This window comes from Saccharopolyspora aridisoli (genome assembly GCF_004348445.1).
In the GTDB taxonomy this organism is placed as follows: domain Bacteria; phylum Actinomycetota; class Actinomycetes; order Mycobacteriales; family Pseudonocardiaceae; genus Saccharopolyspora; species Saccharopolyspora aridisoli.
This window is the reverse complement of the sequence record NZ_SMKV01000002.1, coordinates 62,654-78,693: the sequence shown is the minus strand read 5'-3', so window position 1 is coordinate 78,693 and position 16,040 is coordinate 62,654. Positions and strand designations below refer to the sequence as shown.

Here is a 16,040-nt window from a genome sequence, read left to right as displayed (position 1 = left end):
GGAATGGGTTGTACTGCACAGAACATCATCGGCGCGCTCAGGGCGGGCGCTGCCGTGGTCGCCGAGCACCGCGACGAGCTGATCCAGCTGGACAGGGAGATCGGGGACGCCGACCACGGCGAGAACATGGACCGGGGATTCCGCGCCGTCATCGCGAAGATCGACACCTCGGAGCCGCAAACCCCGGCAGCCGCGCTGAAACTCGCCGCCAGCGTCCTCATCTCGACGGTCGGCGGAGCATCCGGTCCCCTCTACGGCACGGCGTTCCTGCGCGCGGCGTCCGCGGTCGGCGACGAGGCGGAACTCGACGCTAGCGCCGTCGCGAAGGTCCTGCAGGCGGGGATGGAAGGTGTCGTCGCGCGCGGGCGGGCCGAGGTCGGCGACAAGACGATGATCGACGCCCTCTCACCCGCGGTCGACGCGGCCAAGAACACCGCCGAATCCGGGGCCGACAGCGCCAAGGTGCTGGCCGCGGCCGCCGAAGCCGCGCATCAAGGCGCGCAGGCGACCGAACCGCTCGTGGCCCGCAAGGGGCGCGCTTCATACCTGGGTGAGCGCAGCGCCGGACACATCGACCCAGGGGCGCGTTCCACCGCGCTGCTGTTGACCGCATTCGCCCAAGCCGCAGGAGCCCGAGCATGAGCGTCGGACTGGTCATCGTTTCGCACAGCTCCGGTCTGGCCGAGGGCGTCGTCGAACTCGCCACGCAGATGGCGCCCGAGGTGCGCATCGTCCCGGCAGGTGGCCTGCCGGACGGTGCGATCGGCACCGACTTCGAGAAGGTCTCGGCCGCGCTGTCCGACGCCGACTCCGGTGCGGGTGCGGTCGTGCTGTTCGACCTCGGCAGCGCGCAGATGGTCGCCGATCTCGCGGTGGAAACCCTCGGAGACCCCGACAGCGCTCTGGTCATCGACGCCCCGCTGGTCGAGGGAGCCGTTGCCGCAGCCGTTTCGGCGCAAGGCGGCAACGACATGAAGACCGTGGCGCGAGCGGCAGAAAGCGCCCGCGGCAGCGCGCAAGCCCCAGCGGCTGAACCCGCCGGTGCTGAACCGGCCTCCACCGACCAGGTCACCAGGGAGTTGGAGCTGACCAACGACGTCGGCCTGCACGCCCGTCCCGCCGCCCTGCTGTCCCGCAGCCTCACCGGCCTGCAGGCAACCGTCAAGGTCGCCCTGGGTGACAAGCAGGCCGACGCGTTCAGCGTTCTCGGCCTCATGGGCTTGGGTGCGCGCAAGGGCGACCGGATCACCCTTCTGGCCGACGGTCCCGACGCCGTTCAGGCCGTCGAGCGCATCATCGACCTGGCCAACCGCAACTTCGACGAATAGCCACCGACCTGCGGAGGGGAAACTTCTTGCCGCCACTCGTGACAGGAAGGTTCCCCTCCACGGGATCGAACGGTGTCGATGACTGCGTTCCAAGGTCATCGGAGGCTAGGCTGAGGCGATGTCGCCGCGTCGCCACCGAGGCATGCTGCTGCTCTTCGTGTGCTGGGTGTTGCTCGCCGGTTGCACCACGCAGAGACCCACTCCGACCGGCGGATCCCAACCGGCCGACACGAGCGCGCGCACGCTGCTCGGCGACATCCGCACCCTCGATGCGTGCACGCTGACAGATCCTGCCGCCCTGCAGCGGTACGGCGCGGTGTCGGACGCGGGGACGGTGTCGCTGGACTACTGCCTGCTGCACCTCAGGCCCGACGACCACACGCTCATCCAGCTCGCGGTCGGCGAACTGGTCGGTCCCGAGGCCATCGAGCAGGGGGACCCGGTCGTGCAGCACGGGGCGCTGCGCATCGCCCAGAGCGCTCCCGCCCCTGGGCACTGCACCCGTCGCGTCCAGTTCGGTGACGGCGTTTCGCTCCAGATCAGCGCCGACCTGATCAACGGTGGTCCTGCCGCCGGGCTGTGCGGCATCGCCGACACCGGAGCGAAGGTCGCCGCCGACGCGGTCCAGCAGGGGCGCGCAGGACACCGCGACTACCCGTCGAACTCACTGGCGCTGCTCGACCCCTGCACCGTGTTGGACACCGCGGCGGTGAACCAGGTCCCAGGTCTGGAGGAGGCGCGGCCACGTCCCGGCATCGCCGGCCACCAGTGCGCCTGGGGCGAGCCGTCCGCTGATGCCCCGCGCGTGCAGTTGCGGCACACCGCGGGTGAACCGCCCGAGCTGCTGCACGGTGCCGCCGTGGAGGAACCGGTGGACGGGCGTCGCACCGTGCTCAGCGTCGTGGGTGGTGATCCGCAGGTCCCCCTGTGCTCGGCGGAGACCGCCCACATCCCCTTCGGCGCTGCCGCTGGACAGGTCGAGGTCGCCCAGCTCGTCGTCGCGCTGCCCGGCATAACCGGTACGGATGCGTGTGACTACGCCCGAGGACTTGCCCGGTCGGCTTGGCCGAGCCTGCCGCCTGCGAATCCGTGAGCACCGAACCGGTTACCGTTGTCGACGTGCCTCGACGCAACCGACAGCAGCGCCAGAAGGGTCTCCGCGCGGACACCAGTCACCGCGGAGCCGGCACCGCCTACGGGGCTTCCCGCGTCGAGCAGGGCCCGGACGGCGACTGGATGGTGCGCACCGTTCCCGCTGCTCAGGCCACCAAGGTCTACCGCTGCCCGGGTTGCGACCACGAGATTCAGACGGGCATTCCGCACGTGGTGGCCTGGCCCGAGGCGGAGCTCGGCGGTGTCGACGAGCGCAGGCACTGGCACACCGGCTGCTGGAAGGCACGCGCCCGTCGCGGCCCCACCCGCCGCTGGTCGTAGCGCGCACCACTGCTGCGCAGGTCACCACGAGCAGGTCACCCCTTCGTGGCAGGATCGGGTCCGATGAGCACCGAGATCCGCGCCAACACGATGCTGCCCGCCCGCCGGGAGCAGATCACCCTGCACACCGCTGACGGGCTGGAGCTGATCGGGGAGCTCGCGCTGCCCGAGTCGGGGCAGCCGCGGGCGACGCTGATCTGCCTGCACCCGCTGCCCACGCACGGCGGCATGATGGATTCGCACATCTACCGCAAGGCCGCGTTCCGGTTGCCGGCCCTGGCCGACATCGCGGTGCTGCGCTTCAACACCCGGGGCACTGCCAGCGAGGCGGGACGCAGCCAGGGCAACTTCGACAACGGGGACTCCGAGCGCTTCGACGTCGCCGCGGCGCTCGAGTACGCCGAGTTCCACGACCTGCCCAACGTGTGGCTGGTCGGCTGGTCCTTCGGCACCGACCTGACGCTGGTGCACGGACTGGACCCGCTGGTGGAGGGAGCGGTGCTGATCTCCCCGCCGCTGCGGTGGAGCACCGAGGACCACTTGCGCGCCTGGGGTGATTCGGGCAAACCCGTGCACGCCCTGATCCCCGAGTTCGACGACTACCTGCGCCCGCAAGAGGCCCGCGAGCGCTTCGCGCTCATCCCGCAGGCGGAGGTGACCGGCTTCGACGACACCAAGCACCTGTGGGTCGGCAAGGCGGAGGCGGCGCTGGACGCCATCGTGCGCACCATCACCCCCGACGTCGCGACGCCGCTTCCCCGCACCTGGGAGGGCCCGTTCGAAACCCGGCAGGTCACCATCGTCAACTCGTGACCCCGGCCGGTAGGTGACGGGAAGGTTCCCATGCTCATCTCAGGAGAGCCGTCGACCGGTACAGCACTTCCGGAACGCCTTCGTGGACTCGTTCCAGCACTCGTTCGAAGCCGAGTCCCTCGGCGACCCGGACGGCCGGAGCGTTGTGCGCGGCCGTGGCGATGACGACGGGGTGTGCGGGGCGGTTGCGATGTGCCCACCGCATGGCTGCGTGCCCCATCTCCGACGCTTAGCCGTGGCCCCACGCGGCCGGGAGGAACCGGAAGTACAGGTTGAGGACGTTCTCGCCTTCGTCGACGGCGTGCCGCAGGCCGCCGAATCCCAGCACTGCGCCGGTGCTGGCGGCCAGGACCGTCCAGTAGCCGACGCCGCGGGTGTCCCAGTCGAGTTGGAAGCGCTCCAGCAGCCGCAGCGACTCGTCCCGGTCGCGTCGGCCGAATCCGGACAGCGCGTGCGCCTCCGCGCTGGTGTGCACCTCGACGAAGGCTTCGGTGTCTGCGGCGAGCGGGCGACGCAGCAGCAGTCGCCGGGTTCGGATCTTCGAAGGATCGGACATCCCACGAACGCTATCGGGGGCCGCGGCGGTCCGGCAGCCCAATTCCCAAGTTGGCGTGCGCGGGTGGTGACAGGAAGGTTCCCATGCTCGCGCTCGGCCTGTTGCGTGCTGCGGGTGGGGCAGGTCCGGCAGGATGGTTCCCGTGCACTACATCGAATCCGGAGCAGGAACGCCCCTCGTGCTGCTGCACGCCTTCCCGGTGGATGCTCGCATGTGGAATCCGCTGCGCAGCCGGTTGGAGGAGCAGGCCCGGGTCATCACGCCCGATCAGCGAGGGTTGGGGGAGAGCTCCCTCGACGGGACCACGGCGCGGGGAATGATCGAACCACCGGCGGCGCCGCTGACGGTTGATCGTCCCAGCGTCGAGGTCGCCGCCGCCGACGTGCTGGAGCTGCTCGACCAGCTGGAGCTGCCGCGCGTGGTGCTGGGTGGTTGTTCGATGGGCGGCTACGTGGCGATGGCGGTGCTGCGGGCGGCTCCGCAGCGGGTGGCCGGACTTCTGCTGGTGGACACCAAGGCTCCCGCCGACACCGATGAGCAGCGCACCAACCGGCTCAACGTCGCCTCTCGGGCCGAGCAGGAAGGCACTGGCGGCTGGCTCGCCGAGAACATGCTGCCGAACCTGCTGGGCTCGGCCACGCGCCAGGAGCGCCCGGAAGTTGTGGGGGACCTCCGGGCGCTGATCGAAGCGCAACCCGCCGATGGTGTGGCGTGGGCGCAGCGGGCGATGGCGGCCAGGTCTGACAGCTTCGAGACGCTGCGCGCCTTCGACGGGCCCGCGATGGTCGCCGTCGGTGCCGAGGACACCATCACCCCGCCTGCAGCGGCCCATGAGATGGCCGATGCGTTGCCAAGCGGGAAGCTCGTCGAGCTGGCCGGTTCAGGGCATCTGCCGTCGTTGGAGGCGCCGGACGCCTTGGCCGACGCGGTGAGGCCCTGGTTGGCCGGCATCGACGTGTGAGCCGCTACCCGTCGTCGCCGGTGTCCTCGTCGGTGGTGCGCTTCGTCGTTTCCGGCTCGTTCTCATCCCGCCGGAAACGTTCCGCGATCTCGCTGGGCAGCAGGAAGTACCTGCCCGAGTCGCGTTGACCGCGTGCGCGGGCGTTCTCCCTGCCTGGGTCGCTGTCCGCCATTGACTGGTCCTCTCCTGGTGCGCCGACTCGCGGCCGACCTCGTCAAGAGAGACACCTGTGCATGGATTCGATGACGCGGGTGCGGATGACCGGCGACGATGCGGTCAGCGTTGTTGGTTGGCGTTCACCCGGGTGGCGTTCTGCGGGCGCTGCTCGGACTGCTGCTCGCCCGGCACCGGGAGCTGGATCCGGCGGGTCGGTTGGTCGGCCGAGGCCTGCTTGCGCTGGATCTTGTCCGTCGGCTCGTCCACGGATTGCGAGCTGCCGCGTTCCTGACCCGGCGTGCGCTTGGGCAGCCCCGAGCTGGTGACGGCCTGTTCCGCGGGCTGCGCGTTGTTGTTGTGGAGCTCGCCGGTTTCGCGACCGTCGCGGGCGATGGCTTCTTCGGCGTCCTTGTACGCCTGCTCGCGGGCCTCCGCGGCGGCCTTGCGCAGCTTCTCCTCTTCGGCGTCCTCGAGGTCGAGGCGCTCCAGCAGCGGCGTGGTCTGGCCGAGCAGCTCAGCGGCGTCCCGCAGCTTCTTGGCGACGGTGTCGCGCAGCTGGGTGAGCGAGTGCACGTGCTCGTCGGCCTGGGTGAGCCGGCGCTGCACTTCCTCGGTGGTCGCTTCGAGCCTGCGCTGCGCGTCCGCGCGGGTGGCGGTGACCAGGCGCTTGGCCTCGCGGGTCGCGACGTCGATGCGTCGGGTGGCTTCTTCGGTGCACTCGCGGATCATCCGCTCGGACTTCTCGCTGGCCTCGTGGACGAGCCGTTCGGATTCCTGCTTGGCTTCCTGCAGCCGCCGCTGCGCGGCTTCCTTGCTCGACGCCTCGCGCGCGTTCGCGGTCTCGGTGGATTCGCGTTCGAGCTCCTCGGCCTTGGCCTTGGCGTCGCTGACCAGGGTTGTCGCCTGGTCGGTGGCTTCCTGGACGCGGCGGTGGGCTTCGTTGGTGCCCTCGCGCAGCCTGCGGTTCGCCTCTTCGGTGGCTTCCCGGACGCGGCGTTCGGCCTCGGACTTGCTGGTGGCCTCCTGCTCGGCGAGGGTCCGCATGGCCTCCGTGCGGCGGGCCGACATCGCGATCTCGAAGTCCTCTTCCACCTGGGTGCGGTGGGCTTCGGACTCCTCGTCGGCGCGCTTGCGGTTCTCCTCGGCTTCGCGGGTGATGCGCTCGGCCTCGTTCCTGGCCCCGTCCATCAGCGAACGGTGCTCGGTTTCCATCTCGCTGCGCCGGTTGTCGACCTCGCTGATCAGCCGCTCGTAGCGGGTGCGCAGGTTGACGGCCTCGGCTTCGGAGCGGGAGCGGATCTGGGCGGCGTCGGCCTCCGCGCGGGAGCGGATGTCGGCGGCCTCGTCCTGGGCCAGTCGCAGCATGCGCTGCAGGCGCTCGCTGAGCCCTTCGAGGGTTGTCGGCGGCTTGGCCAGCCGGTCGACCTGGCCGCGCAGGCTCTCGATCTCAGAGCGGGCCGACTCGAGCTGCTTGGACAGATCGGCGGCCTGCGACACCGCGGCATCGCGATCCGAGGTGAGGATGCGGATGTCGGCGTCGAGGCGCTCTAGGTGCTCGTCGACCTGGGCGCGGTCGTAGCCGTTCTTACGAGCGAGATCGAATCCCGATCCCAGTGGCAGCAAATCGCGGTCGTCGGCAAGGCCCATGGAAACAAAGCTACCCGGAAGCGGACGTTGTTGTGGGAGGTGCGCTTGGGTCTTGAGAGGTTTTTGCTCACCTCTGTGAAGTCCATCTCGCGCACCGCGGAGGCGACTCTTGACCGGCTGGCCAACCAAGGATGAAGATGGAGTGGTCAAGTCGGACGTAACGGAGGTGATCGACGTGGCCGAACGGTCGAGCGCTTCGACTTCGAAGCCGTGGGTTCGCTGGCAGGATTGGGCGGGTGTCGTCTTGGGCGCCTACCTCATCCTCAGCACGATGTGGACGTCGACGAACGGTGGTGCGATGTCGGCGATGATCGTGCTGGGCGCGCTGCTGCTGATCGCGAGCGTGTGGTCGCTGGCGATGCCCGGATCGATGACCAGCGAGTACAGCCACATGCTGCTGGGCGTCCTGCTCTTCATCTCCCCGTGGGTCCTCGGCTACGCCGAGTTGGCGGGCGCATCGTGGACCTCGTGGATCGTCGGCGTGCTGGCTGTGGTCGTCGGTGCGGCGGCCCTGCCCCAGGCCAACGCGGCGCACCGCGGTGTGGCGGGGCAGCACTGATCCGGTCGAGCCGCTCGAGAGGCCCGTGCGTTGCGAGCCTCCGTGGGATGAGGCGGACGCGCTCTTCTCGCGATGTGCCCGGTTTGCGCGGGTTCGACAGCGGCGATGACCAGGCAGTGCTCGGTTGCGACAATCGCGCGGCCCGGCGGTAACGTCCGGGCCGCGCTCTTAGTGCTATCCCGTCAGGAGGAGGTCGGGCAGATGTCGCATGAGCTGGGCGAGAAGGCCCGTCGACGCCCGTCCACTTCCGAACGGGAAGACGATCGCAGCGCCGCCCCCAGTGCCAGGGAGCGCATCCTGACCGCCGCCGGCGAGCTGTTCGCCGAGCACGGTTTCAACGCCACCCCGACGTCCCGGATCGCTGAACGCGCCGAGGTGCCCAAAGGGCTCATCCACTACTACTTCCGCCGCAAGCAGGACCTGCTGGCCGCGCTAGTGGAGCGGCTTCCCGAAGAGGAAGTGGAATCCGAGGGCCTCGTCGTGCGCGGCGACGTCGCGGGCAGTCTGCGACGTCTGGTGGGTGAACTCGACGCCCGGCTCGAATCGTCGATGCTGCTCAGCCACCTGCTGTGGCGGGAGGCCGACACTCACGACGCCGTGCGGCAGGCCATGCAGCAGCGGTTCGGAGTGGTCGTCGAGCAGATCCGCCGGGTCATCGAACTGGCCCTGCCGCCCGGCCTGGCGGGCTGTGACGTCGAAGCGGCCGCCGTGCTGCTCGCCCGCGTGATCAACCACCGCCACTCCGTCGCCCGCCACCGCACCGAGGACGACGAGCTCGATCGCGAGATCGGCTTCATCGCCAGAGCGCTCGAACTGGGCGCGGGCTCGCGCGCCGTGAAGCTCGCCTGAACCAATCCGGCCTTGTGACGGCAGTGTTCGCCGCGCTAGAAATCACCGCAGGCGATCACCGCGGAGGTTGGGGTGGGCATTGGGCGCGTTCGATTGTCCCGTCGGCAAGGGCTCCTCGCCACCGGTTTCGGCATCACGGGAGCAGGTGCCATGACCTCGGTCGTCGACGCCTCACCGGATCCTGCGACCTATCCGGTCACCGGGCTGAACGACGAGGTAGAGCTGATCGAAGACCGCTACGGGGTCCCGCACCTCTACGCCGACAGCGAGGACGACGTCTTCCTCGCACAGGGCTTCAACGCGGCGAGGGAACGTCTCTTCCAGATCGACCTGTGGCGGCGACGCGGACTCGGCTTGCTCGCCGAGGTCCTCGGCCCCGACTACGTCGAGCAGGATCGCGCCACCCGGCTGTTCCTCTACCGAGGCGACATGGACGCCGAGTGGACGCGTTACGCCGACGACGCGCAGCACATCGCCACCCAGTTCGCCCACGGCATCAACGCCTACCTCGACTGGCTCGACGCACACCCAGAACGCATGCCCGAGGAGTTCGGGATCCTGGGCTACCGGCCGGCCCGCTGGGATCCGTCCGACGTCGTGCGCATCCGCAGCCACGGCTTGACCCGCAACCTGGAGAGCGAGGTCGAGCGAGCTCGGGTCGTGTGCGCCGCGGGCGTGGAGGCGGACCTGATCCGCCAAGGGCTGCAACCCGATCACCGCACCGTCGTCCCGGACGGATTCGACCCCTGCACGCTTCCCGACAACGTGCTCGAAGTCTTCGACCTGGCCACCCAGGACGTCGAGTTCAAGGAGAACTCCATCCGGCGCGTGCCGCGCGACGCGACCACCGAGGGCAGCAACAACTGGGTGGTGAGCGGGGACCGCACCGCGACGGGGCGTCCGCTGCTGGCCAACGACCCGCACCGCGCCTACTCGGCTCCCTCGCTGCGCTACATCGCGCACCTGTCCGCACCCGGCCTGGACGTGATCGGAGCCGGTGAGCCAGCCCTGCCGGGAATCTCCATCGGGCACAACGGCACGGTCGCGTTCGGACTGACGATCTTCCCGATGGATCAGGAAGACCTCTACGTCTACCAACTCGACCCGGCCGATCCCAGCCGATACCGCTACGGCACCGGCTGGGAGGAGATGACGGTGCTGCGCGAAGAGGTCCCCGTGCGTGGTGAGGCCGGACGCGAGGTGGAACTGACCTTCACCCGGCATGGCCCGGTCATCCACGTCGACCGGAAGCACAACCTCGCCTACGCGGTGCGCACCGCCTGGCTCCAACCCGGGATGTCCCCCTACTTCGGCAGCATCGCCTACATGAGGGCTGAGAACTTCACCGAGTTCACCCGGGCCATGCGGAACTGGGGAGCCCCGACCGAGAACCAGGTCTACGCCGATGTGGAGGGCAACATCGGATGGGTTCCCGGTGGCCTGGCGCCCAAGCGGGTCGGCTACGACGGGTTGCTCCCCGTTCCCGGTGACGGCAGGTACGAGTGGGAGGGTTTCTACTCAGGGGACGACCTGCCGCGGCTGTTGAACCCGGACGAGGGCTTCATCGCCACGGCGAACCAGTTCAACCTCCCACCTGAGCACCAGCAGATGGGACTCGGGTACGAGTGGACCAACCCGTTCCGGCACCAGCGGATCGTGGAAGTCCTCTCCCGGCAGCGCAAGCACACCATCCGGGACTCGGAGCTGCTGCAGACCGACCAGCTGTCCATCCCCGCTCGGCGAATCCAGCCGCTGCTGTACCGGTTGGACAGCGGTGACGCCGACCTGCGGCGCGCGCTGCGCATGTTGCGCGACTGGGACGCCGTGCTGGGAGAGGATTCCAACGCGGCCGCGCTGTTCGAGGTGTGGTTGTCCAAACACCTCGGACCGGGATTCGCGCGTGCCGTGGTGCCGGATGCGGCCGAGCACATCGACACCGTCGACAACCTGGTCATGCTCACCGAGCTGGAGGACCCGGGCCGCTGGCTGCCGGACGCAGCCTCCCGCGATCGGCTGCTGTTGGACACCCTGCGCACGGCCTACGCGCAAGTGCGGGAGCTGCTCGGCCGAGGGGAATCGAGTTGGCGGTGGGGCCGGCTGCACCACAGCCTCTTCGAGCACCCGGCTTCGAACGCCCTCGACCCGGTCCAGCGCGCGCGTTTCGACGTCGGACCGCTACCGCGCGGTGGTTCGTCGGCGACGGTGAACCAGTCCTCCTACCGCGTCAGCGACTTCCGCCAGACGAACGGTCCCTCGTTCCGCATGGTGCTCGACGTCGGCAACTGGGACTACTCGGTCGCGGTGAACACGCCGGGCCAGTCCGGGAACCCGTCGGACCCGCACTACCGGGACCTCGCCGAGAGCTGGCGGGACGGGACCTACTTCCCCTTGGCCTACAGCCGCGAAGCCGTCGAGGAGATCGCCGAACGCCGAATCCTGCTGGTGCCCGCCTGAACCTGTCCAGAGGCGGCGGGTCGGAGTGAGAGGAAGGTTCCCTCGCGTCCCGAGGTCGTCGAGGTGACCAGCGGTGGGTCCACATCGGACCCGTCGCTCGGTGTCGTCAGTGGGCGTGAGGCGCTGGCTCGACCAGTTCGACGAGGACGCCGCCGGCGTCCTTGGGGTGAACGAAGTTGATGCGGCTGTCCGCGGTACCGCGGCGGGGCTGGTCGTAGAGCAGGCGCAGTCCCTTGGCGCGCAGCGCCTCCATCGCGGCCTCGACGTCGGTGACCCGGTAGGCGAGTTGTTGCAGGCCCGGGCCGTTCTTGTCGAGGAACTTGGCGATGGTGGAGTCCTCGCGCAGCGGTGCGAGCAGCTGGACCTGGGTGGCCCCGGTCTCGTCCCCGGGTGCGCGCAGCATCGCTTCGCGGACGCCCTGCTCCGCGTTCTCCTCGGAGTGGGCGACTACCAGGCCGAAGGTGTCCCGCTGGAACGCGATGGCCTCGTCGAGGTCGGGGACCGCGATGCCCACGTGATCGATTGCCGTGACCAGGTCGTTCAGTTCCGCTCGCATGGTCGCAGCGTAGTCGTCGCGGAAACCATGGGAAAAGCGGCGAAATCGGCGGCTCGAATTGCCCCAACGAGCGGAGTCGAGTGCTCAGCCCTAGAGGCGAGCATGTGGCGAATTCACGTGGAAGGGGCAGATATGGTCAAGTCGCAACGGAACCGCAGGCTCGCCGTCGTCCTGGTCGCTTTCGGGATCGCCGCTGGCACGGCCACGCCCGTCGCGTTCGCCGCAGGCGACGACGGAACCACCAGCGGCGGTGGTGGACCCAATCCCAACGCCGAGCGGATGAGCCGGGATCGCGGCTGGGTCGTTCCCCTCGCCCCGCTGCACTTCGGTGCCGCACCCTACGAGGCGGTGGAGGCCGCGGCCACTTCCGCCGCCGGTGAAGCCGACTGCGGCATCAGCGCCACCGCGGCCACCTACCTGACGTTGGCCACGACCTGGCCCGAAGTGTCCCCGTCCGGCGCGTCGCCGTCACCGATGACGCTGTCCCGCTACGACGACCAGACCTCGCTCGCCGACCCCGAGCAACGTGCCGAAGGCCTGTTCTTCAACCCCGGCGTCGGCATCTGGCAGCTCGACTCGGCGGGCCTCGGGGCGGAGGAGACGGCCGCCACCGCCATCGACAGCTCCACCGCCGCCGCGACGATGGTTCCCCACACGGTCGACGCGTACTGCTCGGCCCTCAACAGCGGTTCCAGCGAAGCCCAGGCCCGCGCAACTGCGTGGACCCCTTGGCACGCATGTGACTCGGGAGCCTGCGAGGACGTCTACCAACGGCTCGAGGCCGACGGCGTCACCAAGGACGCAGACGTCGACCGCTACGGCGGCGCCGAGGAGCGCAAGTGCACCTTCGAAGGAGCTGAGTACGACTGCCTGTACGTCGACCCGAGCGCCGCCCAGGGCGAAGACGCCTGGACCGCGCCCGACTACGGCCCAGCGCCGGTTCCCGCCCCCTTCTACGCCTTCACCTACGAAGAAGGCGGCGTCGACTACGAGGTCAGGTACTGGATGAAGGGTGACTCCGGTGCCTCCACCGACGTGTCCGCCTCCCGGGAACTGGGCGTGAACGCGCGCAGCAAGCTGTCGTGGGCCGAGGAATCGACCTTGTGCGACACCACGACCGGCACCGGCAACTGCTGAAGCCGCTCGCAGCCGGGCCGGTGCGAGCAAGGGAACCTCCCTGCCGCCCCGGCCCGGTCGAAACCGCAGGACGGGAGCCCTTCGCTCACCGGTCCGCGCTGCTTATGGCGGTCGTCACAGCCGGTTCTCGCGGCCTTCGCGGGTATGGTCCCGATGGCGTTCGCGGGTGATGATGGGTTGCGACGCCGATGGCTTGATGTGTCGACGATGACCGGGAGGCAGTCGTGGGTAGTTCTGTGATCGTTGCGGGCGCGCGAACCCCGATGGGCCGGTTGCTCGGTTCCCTCAAGGACTTCTCCGGTGCGCAGCTCGGGGGAGTCGCCATCAAGGCCGCGCTGGAGCGCGCCGGTGTAGCCCCCGACCAGGTGCAGTACACGATCATGGGCCAGGTGCTGACCGCCGGAGCCGGGCAGATCCCGGCCCGCCAGGCCGCCGTCGCCGCCGGCATTCCGATGGACGTTCCCGCGCTGACCATCAACAAGGTCTGCCTGTCCGGGCTCGACGCGATCGCACTGGCCGACCAGCTCGTCCGAGCCGGTGAGTTCGACATCGTCGTGGCTGGCGGCCAGGAGTCGATGACCCAGGCGCCGCACCTGCTCACGGGGTCGCGCGAGGGCTTCAAGTACGGCGACGTCAACATGCTCGACCACATGGCCCACGACGGGCTGTTCTGCGCGTTCGACCAGGTCGCGATGGGTGTCTCGACCGAGAAGTACAACTCTCGCTACGGCATCACCCGCGAGGAGCAGGACGCTTTCGCCGCTCGCTCCCACCAGCGCGCCGCCGCGGCGATCGAGTCCGGCGCGTTCGCCGAGGAGATCGCGCCGGTGGAGGTCCCGCAGCGCAAGGGCGACCCGTTGGTGCTCGACACCGACGAGGGCGTGCGCGCGGCGACGACCACCGAGACGCTGGGCAAGCTGCGCCCAGCCTTCTCCGCAGACGGCACGATCACCGCGGGCTCGGCCTCGCAGATCTCCGACGGCGCTGCCGCGGTCGTGGTGATGAGCAAGGCCAAGGCCCAAGAGCTGGGCCTGGACCACCTGGCCGAGATCGGCGCGCACGGCGTGGTCGCCGGGCCGGACGCGAGCCTGCACGAGCAGCCCTCGAACGCGATCAGAAAGGCCTGCGAGAAGGCCGGAGTCGACGCCGCCGGGCTCGACCTGGTGGAGATCAACGAAGCCTTCGCGGCGGTCGGCATCGTCTCCGCCCGCCAGCTGGGAATCGACGAGGAGAAGGTCAACGTCAACGGTGGAGCGATCGCGCTCGGCCACCCGATCGGCATGTCCGGCGCCCGTCTGGCGCTGCACCTCGCGCTCGAGCTCAAGCGCCGCGGCGGCGGCACGGGTGCCGCAGCGCTGTGCGGCGGTGGTGGGCAGGGTGACGCCCTGCTGCTCACGGTCCCCTCGGCCTGATCAGGGCATCCCTGGCGATTCCCCGAGAGGTACCCGGGGAATCGACCACCTGCAGGATCAACTGCTCGGGTCGTGACTACCCTGGACCGCATGAAGTGGCTTCCAGGGGGATGGCAACGAGCTGACTGGAGCGAGCCGACGCGCACGATCCCGCGCGGCACCGCTCGACACACCTCGGGGCGCCAGGCGGCGGAACCTCATCCGCCGCCGGCCGGGGCACCCGCACCCACGATGCTGGGTGCTGACGCCCACGACATCGACGTCAGCTCCGCGAGCTTCCGCTCGCTGCTGATCGGTGGCGGGATCAGCGGCCTGGGCACCGTGCTGATCGCGGCGGCGCTGGTCAACAACGGCAGCACCGCGGGCATGTGGTTCTGGCAGCTGGTCTTCGGCATGGCATTCCTGTGGTTCGCGATGGGTTCACGCGGGATGCTGCGAGGCCGCGGGTTCCTGATCGACCGCAGCGGCTTCTACGCGCGCACCACGGGTGAGGTCGTCGGAGTCGACTGGCGTGAGATCAAGGCGGTCGGCATCGGCGCCTTGCCGTGGATCGAGAACAAGCGGCCGGTGAACCCGGAACGCCGCCGCGCGCTGGAGATCTACCCGGCCGACGCGGGCTTCATGGACCGGCATCCCGAGCTGGACCGCTGGCTGGTGGAAGAAGCGCCGACCGTCCAGGGCCTGCCGCCGGACCGCTACCGGTTCCACCTGCCGCCGTTCAGCCGCCTCCCGAAGGACCTGGAGGCCGCGGTCAAGGACGTCGCGCCGCAGAAGTGGGTGGGCCAGTACCGGCGTCACCTTCCGCGCCCGCCGCAGGGCTGATCGGCGTCGAGCCCCAAGCTGGCGATCGGGTCACCGGCGCTGAGCTGCGGATCGTCGACCGCGAAGGTCCGCGCCACGCCCCGGCCCGTCGCGGCCGTTTCGAAGCGGACGGTGACCCGGCCGTGCCCGGAGCCCTGCACCCAACCGTGCCCGTGCTCGTTGTGCGAGACGTCGTCGCCCGCCCGCCACTGCCGTGACGACGGCTGCGCGGCTTCGGCCGGTTCGGGTGCTTCCGGCTCGGGGTCCGGGTTCTCCTCCGGGTCGGCGGGGTGGTCGAACAGCGACTCCTGCTCGGAGTGGGCCAGCCCCGAGTACGACACGCCGACCAGGCGCACCGGTGTTCCCGGTGGCACGGCGATCGGTAGGAGGCGGCGGGCCGCGGACGCCAGGGTGTGCAGTTCGCTGGTGGCCGAGGAGAACGTCTCGGCCCGGCTGATCGTGGTGAAGTCCGAGTCGCGGACCTTGAGCGTCACGGTGCGCGCGGCACGGCCCGAGGACACGAGCCGTCGGTGGGCGTTCTCGGCCTGGCCCACCACCTCGGCCAGCAGCGTCGCGCGGTCGGTGATGTCGTGGTCGAAGGTCGTCTCGGCGCTGACCTGCTTGGCCTCGGCGCGCTCGGCGACGGGGTGGTCGTCGATGCCCTGCGCGAGCCGGTGCAGCTCGGTGCCGATCGCTTGGCCGAGCAGGGATGTCACGTCCTGCGGGTGCAGAGCGGCGAGCTCGCCGATCGTGGTGACCCCGATGCGGTGCAGCTTGGACTCGGTGACAGGCCCGATCCCCCACATCTTGCGCACCGGGAGCGCCCACAGCAGTTCCAGCTGCTCCTCGGGTGGCACGACCAGCATCCCGTCCGGTTTCGCCAGTCCCGACGCGATCTTCGCGAGCTGCTTGCCCGGTCCTGCGCCGATGGAGGCCACCACCCCCACCTCCCGCAGTACCCGGGACCGCAGCGCACCGGCGAACTCCTCGACGCGGTGCACGGAAGCACCGGCGAGTTCGGTGGGTTCCATGAACGCCTCGTCGACCGACACCTGCTGCACGACGTCGGAGACCTCGCGCACGATGCCCAGCACGTGCCGGCTCACGGCCTGGTAGACGCGGAAGCGCGGCGGCAGGACCACGGCCACCGGGCAGCGGCGGCGGGCCTCGGCCATCGGCATCGCCGACTTCGCCCCGTACTTGCGGGCCTCGTAGCTGGCTCCGGCGACGGTGCCGCGCGGCCCGAGCCCACCGACCAGCACCGGGCGGCCCCGCACGGTGGGGCGGGTGAGCTGCTCCACGGACGCGAAGAACGCGTCCATGTCCATGTGCAGCACCCACCTCATGGGACTCATTGAACTCGAACAGGCCGACAGG

The 16,040-nt window shown here is 69.8% G+C and carries 18 protein-coding genes; 12 read left to right on the top strand and 6 right to left on the bottom strand.

The window, feature by feature from the left end:
• Window positions 1–3 precede the first annotated feature (3 nt).
• The 5 genes from dhaL to E1161_RS01820 all read left to right on the top strand — a co-directional run bounded on the left by dhaL (window position 4) and on the right by E1161_RS01820 (window position 3,575).
• Complete coding sequence (dhaL, locus tag E1161_RS01840) at window positions 4–642, top strand: dihydroxyacetone kinase subunit DhaL (RefSeq protein ID WP_132618857.1); 639 nt, start codon at window positions 4–6, stop codon at window positions 640–642.
• Complete coding sequence (dhaM, locus tag E1161_RS01835) at window positions 639–1,328, top strand: dihydroxyacetone kinase phosphoryl donor subunit DhaM (RefSeq protein ID WP_132618855.1); 690 nt, start codon at window positions 639–641, stop codon at window positions 1,326–1,328. The genes dhaL and dhaM overlap by 4 nt, the downstream gene beginning before the upstream one ends.
• A gap of 118 nt (window positions 1,329–1,446) precedes the next feature.
• Entirely contained in the window at window positions 1,447–2,421 is a 975-nt protein-coding gene (locus E1161_RS01830) for a DUF3558 family protein (protein ID WP_132618853.1), read from the top strand.
• Between the two features lie 26 nt (window positions 2,422–2,447).
• On the top strand, window positions 2,448–2,762 hold the full coding sequence (locus E1161_RS27495; protein ID WP_207920052.1) for a hypothetical protein: 315 nt from the start codon (window positions 2,448–2,450) through the stop codon (window positions 2,760–2,762).
• Window positions 2,763–2,825: 63 nt separating this feature from the next.
• The gene (locus E1161_RS01820; RefSeq protein ID WP_132618851.1) at window positions 2,826–3,575 is read left to right on the top strand and encodes an alpha/beta hydrolase; all 750 of its coding nucleotides are present in this window, start codon (window positions 2,826–2,828) and stop codon (window positions 3,573–3,575) included.
• A gap of 34 nt (window positions 3,576–3,609) precedes the next feature.
• Here E1161_RS01820 and E1161_RS26985 read toward each other — a convergent pair whose 3' ends face one another.
• Window positions 3,610–3,780: a GNAT family N-acetyltransferase gene (locus tag E1161_RS26985; protein ID WP_165939655.1), complete on the bottom strand. Its 171-nt coding sequence runs from the start codon at window positions 3,778–3,780 to the stop codon at window positions 3,610–3,612.
• A gap of 24 nt (window positions 3,781–3,804) precedes the next feature.
• Complete coding sequence (locus E1161_RS01815) at window positions 3,805–4,131, bottom strand: GNAT family N-acetyltransferase (RefSeq protein WP_132618849.1); 327 nt, start codon at window positions 4,129–4,131, stop codon at window positions 3,805–3,807.
• Between the two features lie 142 nt (window positions 4,132–4,273).
• Here E1161_RS01815 and E1161_RS01810 point away from each other — a divergent pair, with 142 nt between their 5' ends.
• The gene (locus E1161_RS01810) at window positions 4,274–5,092 is read left to right on the top strand and encodes an alpha/beta fold hydrolase (protein ID WP_132618847.1); all 819 of its coding nucleotides are present in this window, start codon (window positions 4,274–4,276) and stop codon (window positions 5,090–5,092) included.
• Window positions 5,093–5,096: 4 nt separating this feature from the next.
• On the opposite strand, the gene E1161_RS26980 is transcribed toward E1161_RS01810, so the two are convergent.
• A complete protein-coding gene (locus tag E1161_RS26980) occupies window positions 5,097–5,264 on the bottom strand; it encodes a hypothetical protein (RefSeq protein ID WP_165939654.1) in 168 nt (55 codons plus the stop codon).
• A 104-nt stretch (window positions 5,265–5,368) separates the two neighbouring features.
• Window positions 5,369–6,895 (bottom strand): coiled-coil domain-containing protein, encoded by a 1,527-nt coding sequence (locus tag E1161_RS01805; RefSeq protein ID WP_132618845.1) that lies wholly within the window; start codon window positions 6,893–6,895, stop codon window positions 5,369–5,371.
• Window positions 6,896–7,070: 175 nt separating this feature from the next.
• On the opposite strand from E1161_RS01805, the gene E1161_RS01800 reads away from it, so the two are divergent.
• The 3 genes from E1161_RS01800 to E1161_RS01790 all read left to right on the top strand — a co-directional run bounded on the left by E1161_RS01800 (window position 7,071) and on the right by E1161_RS01790 (window position 10,757).
• On the top strand, window positions 7,071–7,454 hold the full coding sequence (locus E1161_RS01800; RefSeq protein WP_235874714.1) for an SPW repeat domain-containing protein: 384 nt from the start codon (window positions 7,071–7,073) through the stop codon (window positions 7,452–7,454).
• 201 nt (window positions 7,455–7,655) lie between these two features.
• Window positions 7,656–8,303, top strand: coding sequence for a TetR/AcrR family transcriptional regulator (locus tag E1161_RS01795; RefSeq protein WP_132618843.1), 648 nt, complete (start codon window positions 7,656–7,658; stop codon window positions 8,301–8,303).
• A 150-nt stretch (window positions 8,304–8,453) separates the two neighbouring features.
• On the top strand, window positions 8,454–10,757 hold the full coding sequence (locus E1161_RS01790; RefSeq protein WP_132618841.1) for a penicillin acylase family protein: 2,304 nt from the start codon (window positions 8,454–8,456) through the stop codon (window positions 10,755–10,757).
• A gap of 106 nt (window positions 10,758–10,863) precedes the next feature.
• Here the strand turns inward: E1161_RS01790 and mce are convergent, their stop codons facing one another.
• Window positions 10,864–11,313, bottom strand: a complete 450-nt coding sequence (mce, locus tag E1161_RS01785; protein WP_132618839.1) for a methylmalonyl-CoA epimerase — start codon at window positions 11,311–11,313, stop codon at window positions 10,864–10,866.
• Window positions 11,314–11,445: 132 nt separating this feature from the next.
• Between mce and E1161_RS01780 the strand changes: the two genes are divergently transcribed.
• The 3 genes from E1161_RS01780 to E1161_RS01770 all read left to right on the top strand — a co-directional run bounded on the left by E1161_RS01780 (window position 11,446) and on the right by E1161_RS01770 (window position 14,684).
• Complete coding sequence (locus E1161_RS01780; protein ID WP_132618837.1) at window positions 11,446–12,450, top strand: hypothetical protein; 1,005 nt, start codon at window positions 11,446–11,448, stop codon at window positions 12,448–12,450.
• Between the two features lie 224 nt (window positions 12,451–12,674).
• Window positions 12,675–13,862: an acetyl-CoA C-acetyltransferase gene (locus tag E1161_RS01775; protein WP_132618835.1), complete on the top strand. Its 1,188-nt coding sequence runs from the start codon at window positions 12,675–12,677 to the stop codon at window positions 13,860–13,862.
• A gap of 90 nt (window positions 13,863–13,952) precedes the next feature.
• Window positions 13,953–14,684: a hypothetical protein gene (locus tag E1161_RS01770; RefSeq protein ID WP_132618833.1), complete on the top strand. Its 732-nt coding sequence runs from the start codon at window positions 13,953–13,955 to the stop codon at window positions 14,682–14,684.
• On the opposite strand, the gene E1161_RS01765 is transcribed toward E1161_RS01770, so the two are convergent.
• Window positions 14,657–16,009, bottom strand: coding sequence for a DNA polymerase IV (locus E1161_RS01765; protein ID WP_132618831.1), 1,353 nt, complete (start codon window positions 16,007–16,009; stop codon window positions 14,657–14,659). The genes E1161_RS01770 and E1161_RS01765 overlap by 28 nt on opposite strands.
• Between the last annotated feature and the right edge of the window lie 31 nt (window positions 16,010–16,040).

What these genes read in the sequence shown, in the direction of transcription:
- E1161_RS26985 (WP_165939655.1), bottom strand. Translation starts at nt 3,780, where the DNA reads ATGCGGTGGGCACATCGCAACCGCCCCGCACACCCCGTCGTCATCGCC.
- E1161_RS01765 (WP_132618831.1), bottom strand. Translation starts at nt 16,009, where the DNA reads ATGAGGTGGGTGCTGCACATGGACATGGACGCGTTCTTCGCGTCCGTG.
- dhaL (WP_132618857.1), top strand. Translation starts at nt 4, where the DNA reads ATGGGTTGTACTGCACAGAACATCATCGGCGCGCTCAGGGCGGGCGCT.
- E1161_RS01815 (WP_132618849.1), bottom strand. Translation starts at nt 4,131, where the DNA reads ATGTCCGATCCTTCGAAGATCCGAACCCGGCGACTGCTGCTGCGTCGC.
- mce (WP_132618839.1), bottom strand. Translation starts at nt 11,313, where the DNA reads ATGCGAGCGGAACTGAACGACCTGGTCACGGCAATCGATCACGTGGGC.
- E1161_RS01780 (WP_132618837.1), top strand. Translation starts at nt 11,446, where the DNA reads ATGGTCAAGTCGCAACGGAACCGCAGGCTCGCCGTCGTCCTGGTCGCT.
- E1161_RS01795 (WP_132618843.1), top strand. Translation starts at nt 7,656, where the DNA reads ATGTCGCATGAGCTGGGCGAGAAGGCCCGTCGACGCCCGTCCACTTCC.
- dhaM (WP_132618855.1), top strand. Translation starts at nt 639, where the DNA reads ATGAGCGTCGGACTGGTCATCGTTTCGCACAGCTCCGGTCTGGCCGAG.
- E1161_RS01830 (WP_132618853.1), top strand. Translation starts at nt 1,447, where the DNA reads ATGTCGCCGCGTCGCCACCGAGGCATGCTGCTGCTCTTCGTGTGCTGG.
- E1161_RS01805 (WP_132618845.1), bottom strand. Translation starts at nt 6,895, where the DNA reads ATGGGCCTTGCCGACGACCGCGATTTGCTGCCACTGGGATCGGGATTC.
- E1161_RS01820 (WP_132618851.1), top strand. Translation starts at nt 2,826, where the DNA reads ATGAGCACCGAGATCCGCGCCAACACGATGCTGCCCGCCCGCCGGGAG.
- E1161_RS01770 (WP_132618833.1), top strand. Translation starts at nt 13,953, where the DNA reads ATGAAGTGGCTTCCAGGGGGATGGCAACGAGCTGACTGGAGCGAGCCG.
- E1161_RS01790 (WP_132618841.1), top strand. Translation starts at nt 8,454, where the DNA reads ATGACCTCGGTCGTCGACGCCTCACCGGATCCTGCGACCTATCCGGTC.
- E1161_RS26980 (WP_165939654.1), bottom strand. Translation starts at nt 5,264, where the DNA reads ATGGCGGACAGCGACCCAGGCAGGGAGAACGCCCGCGCACGCGGTCAA.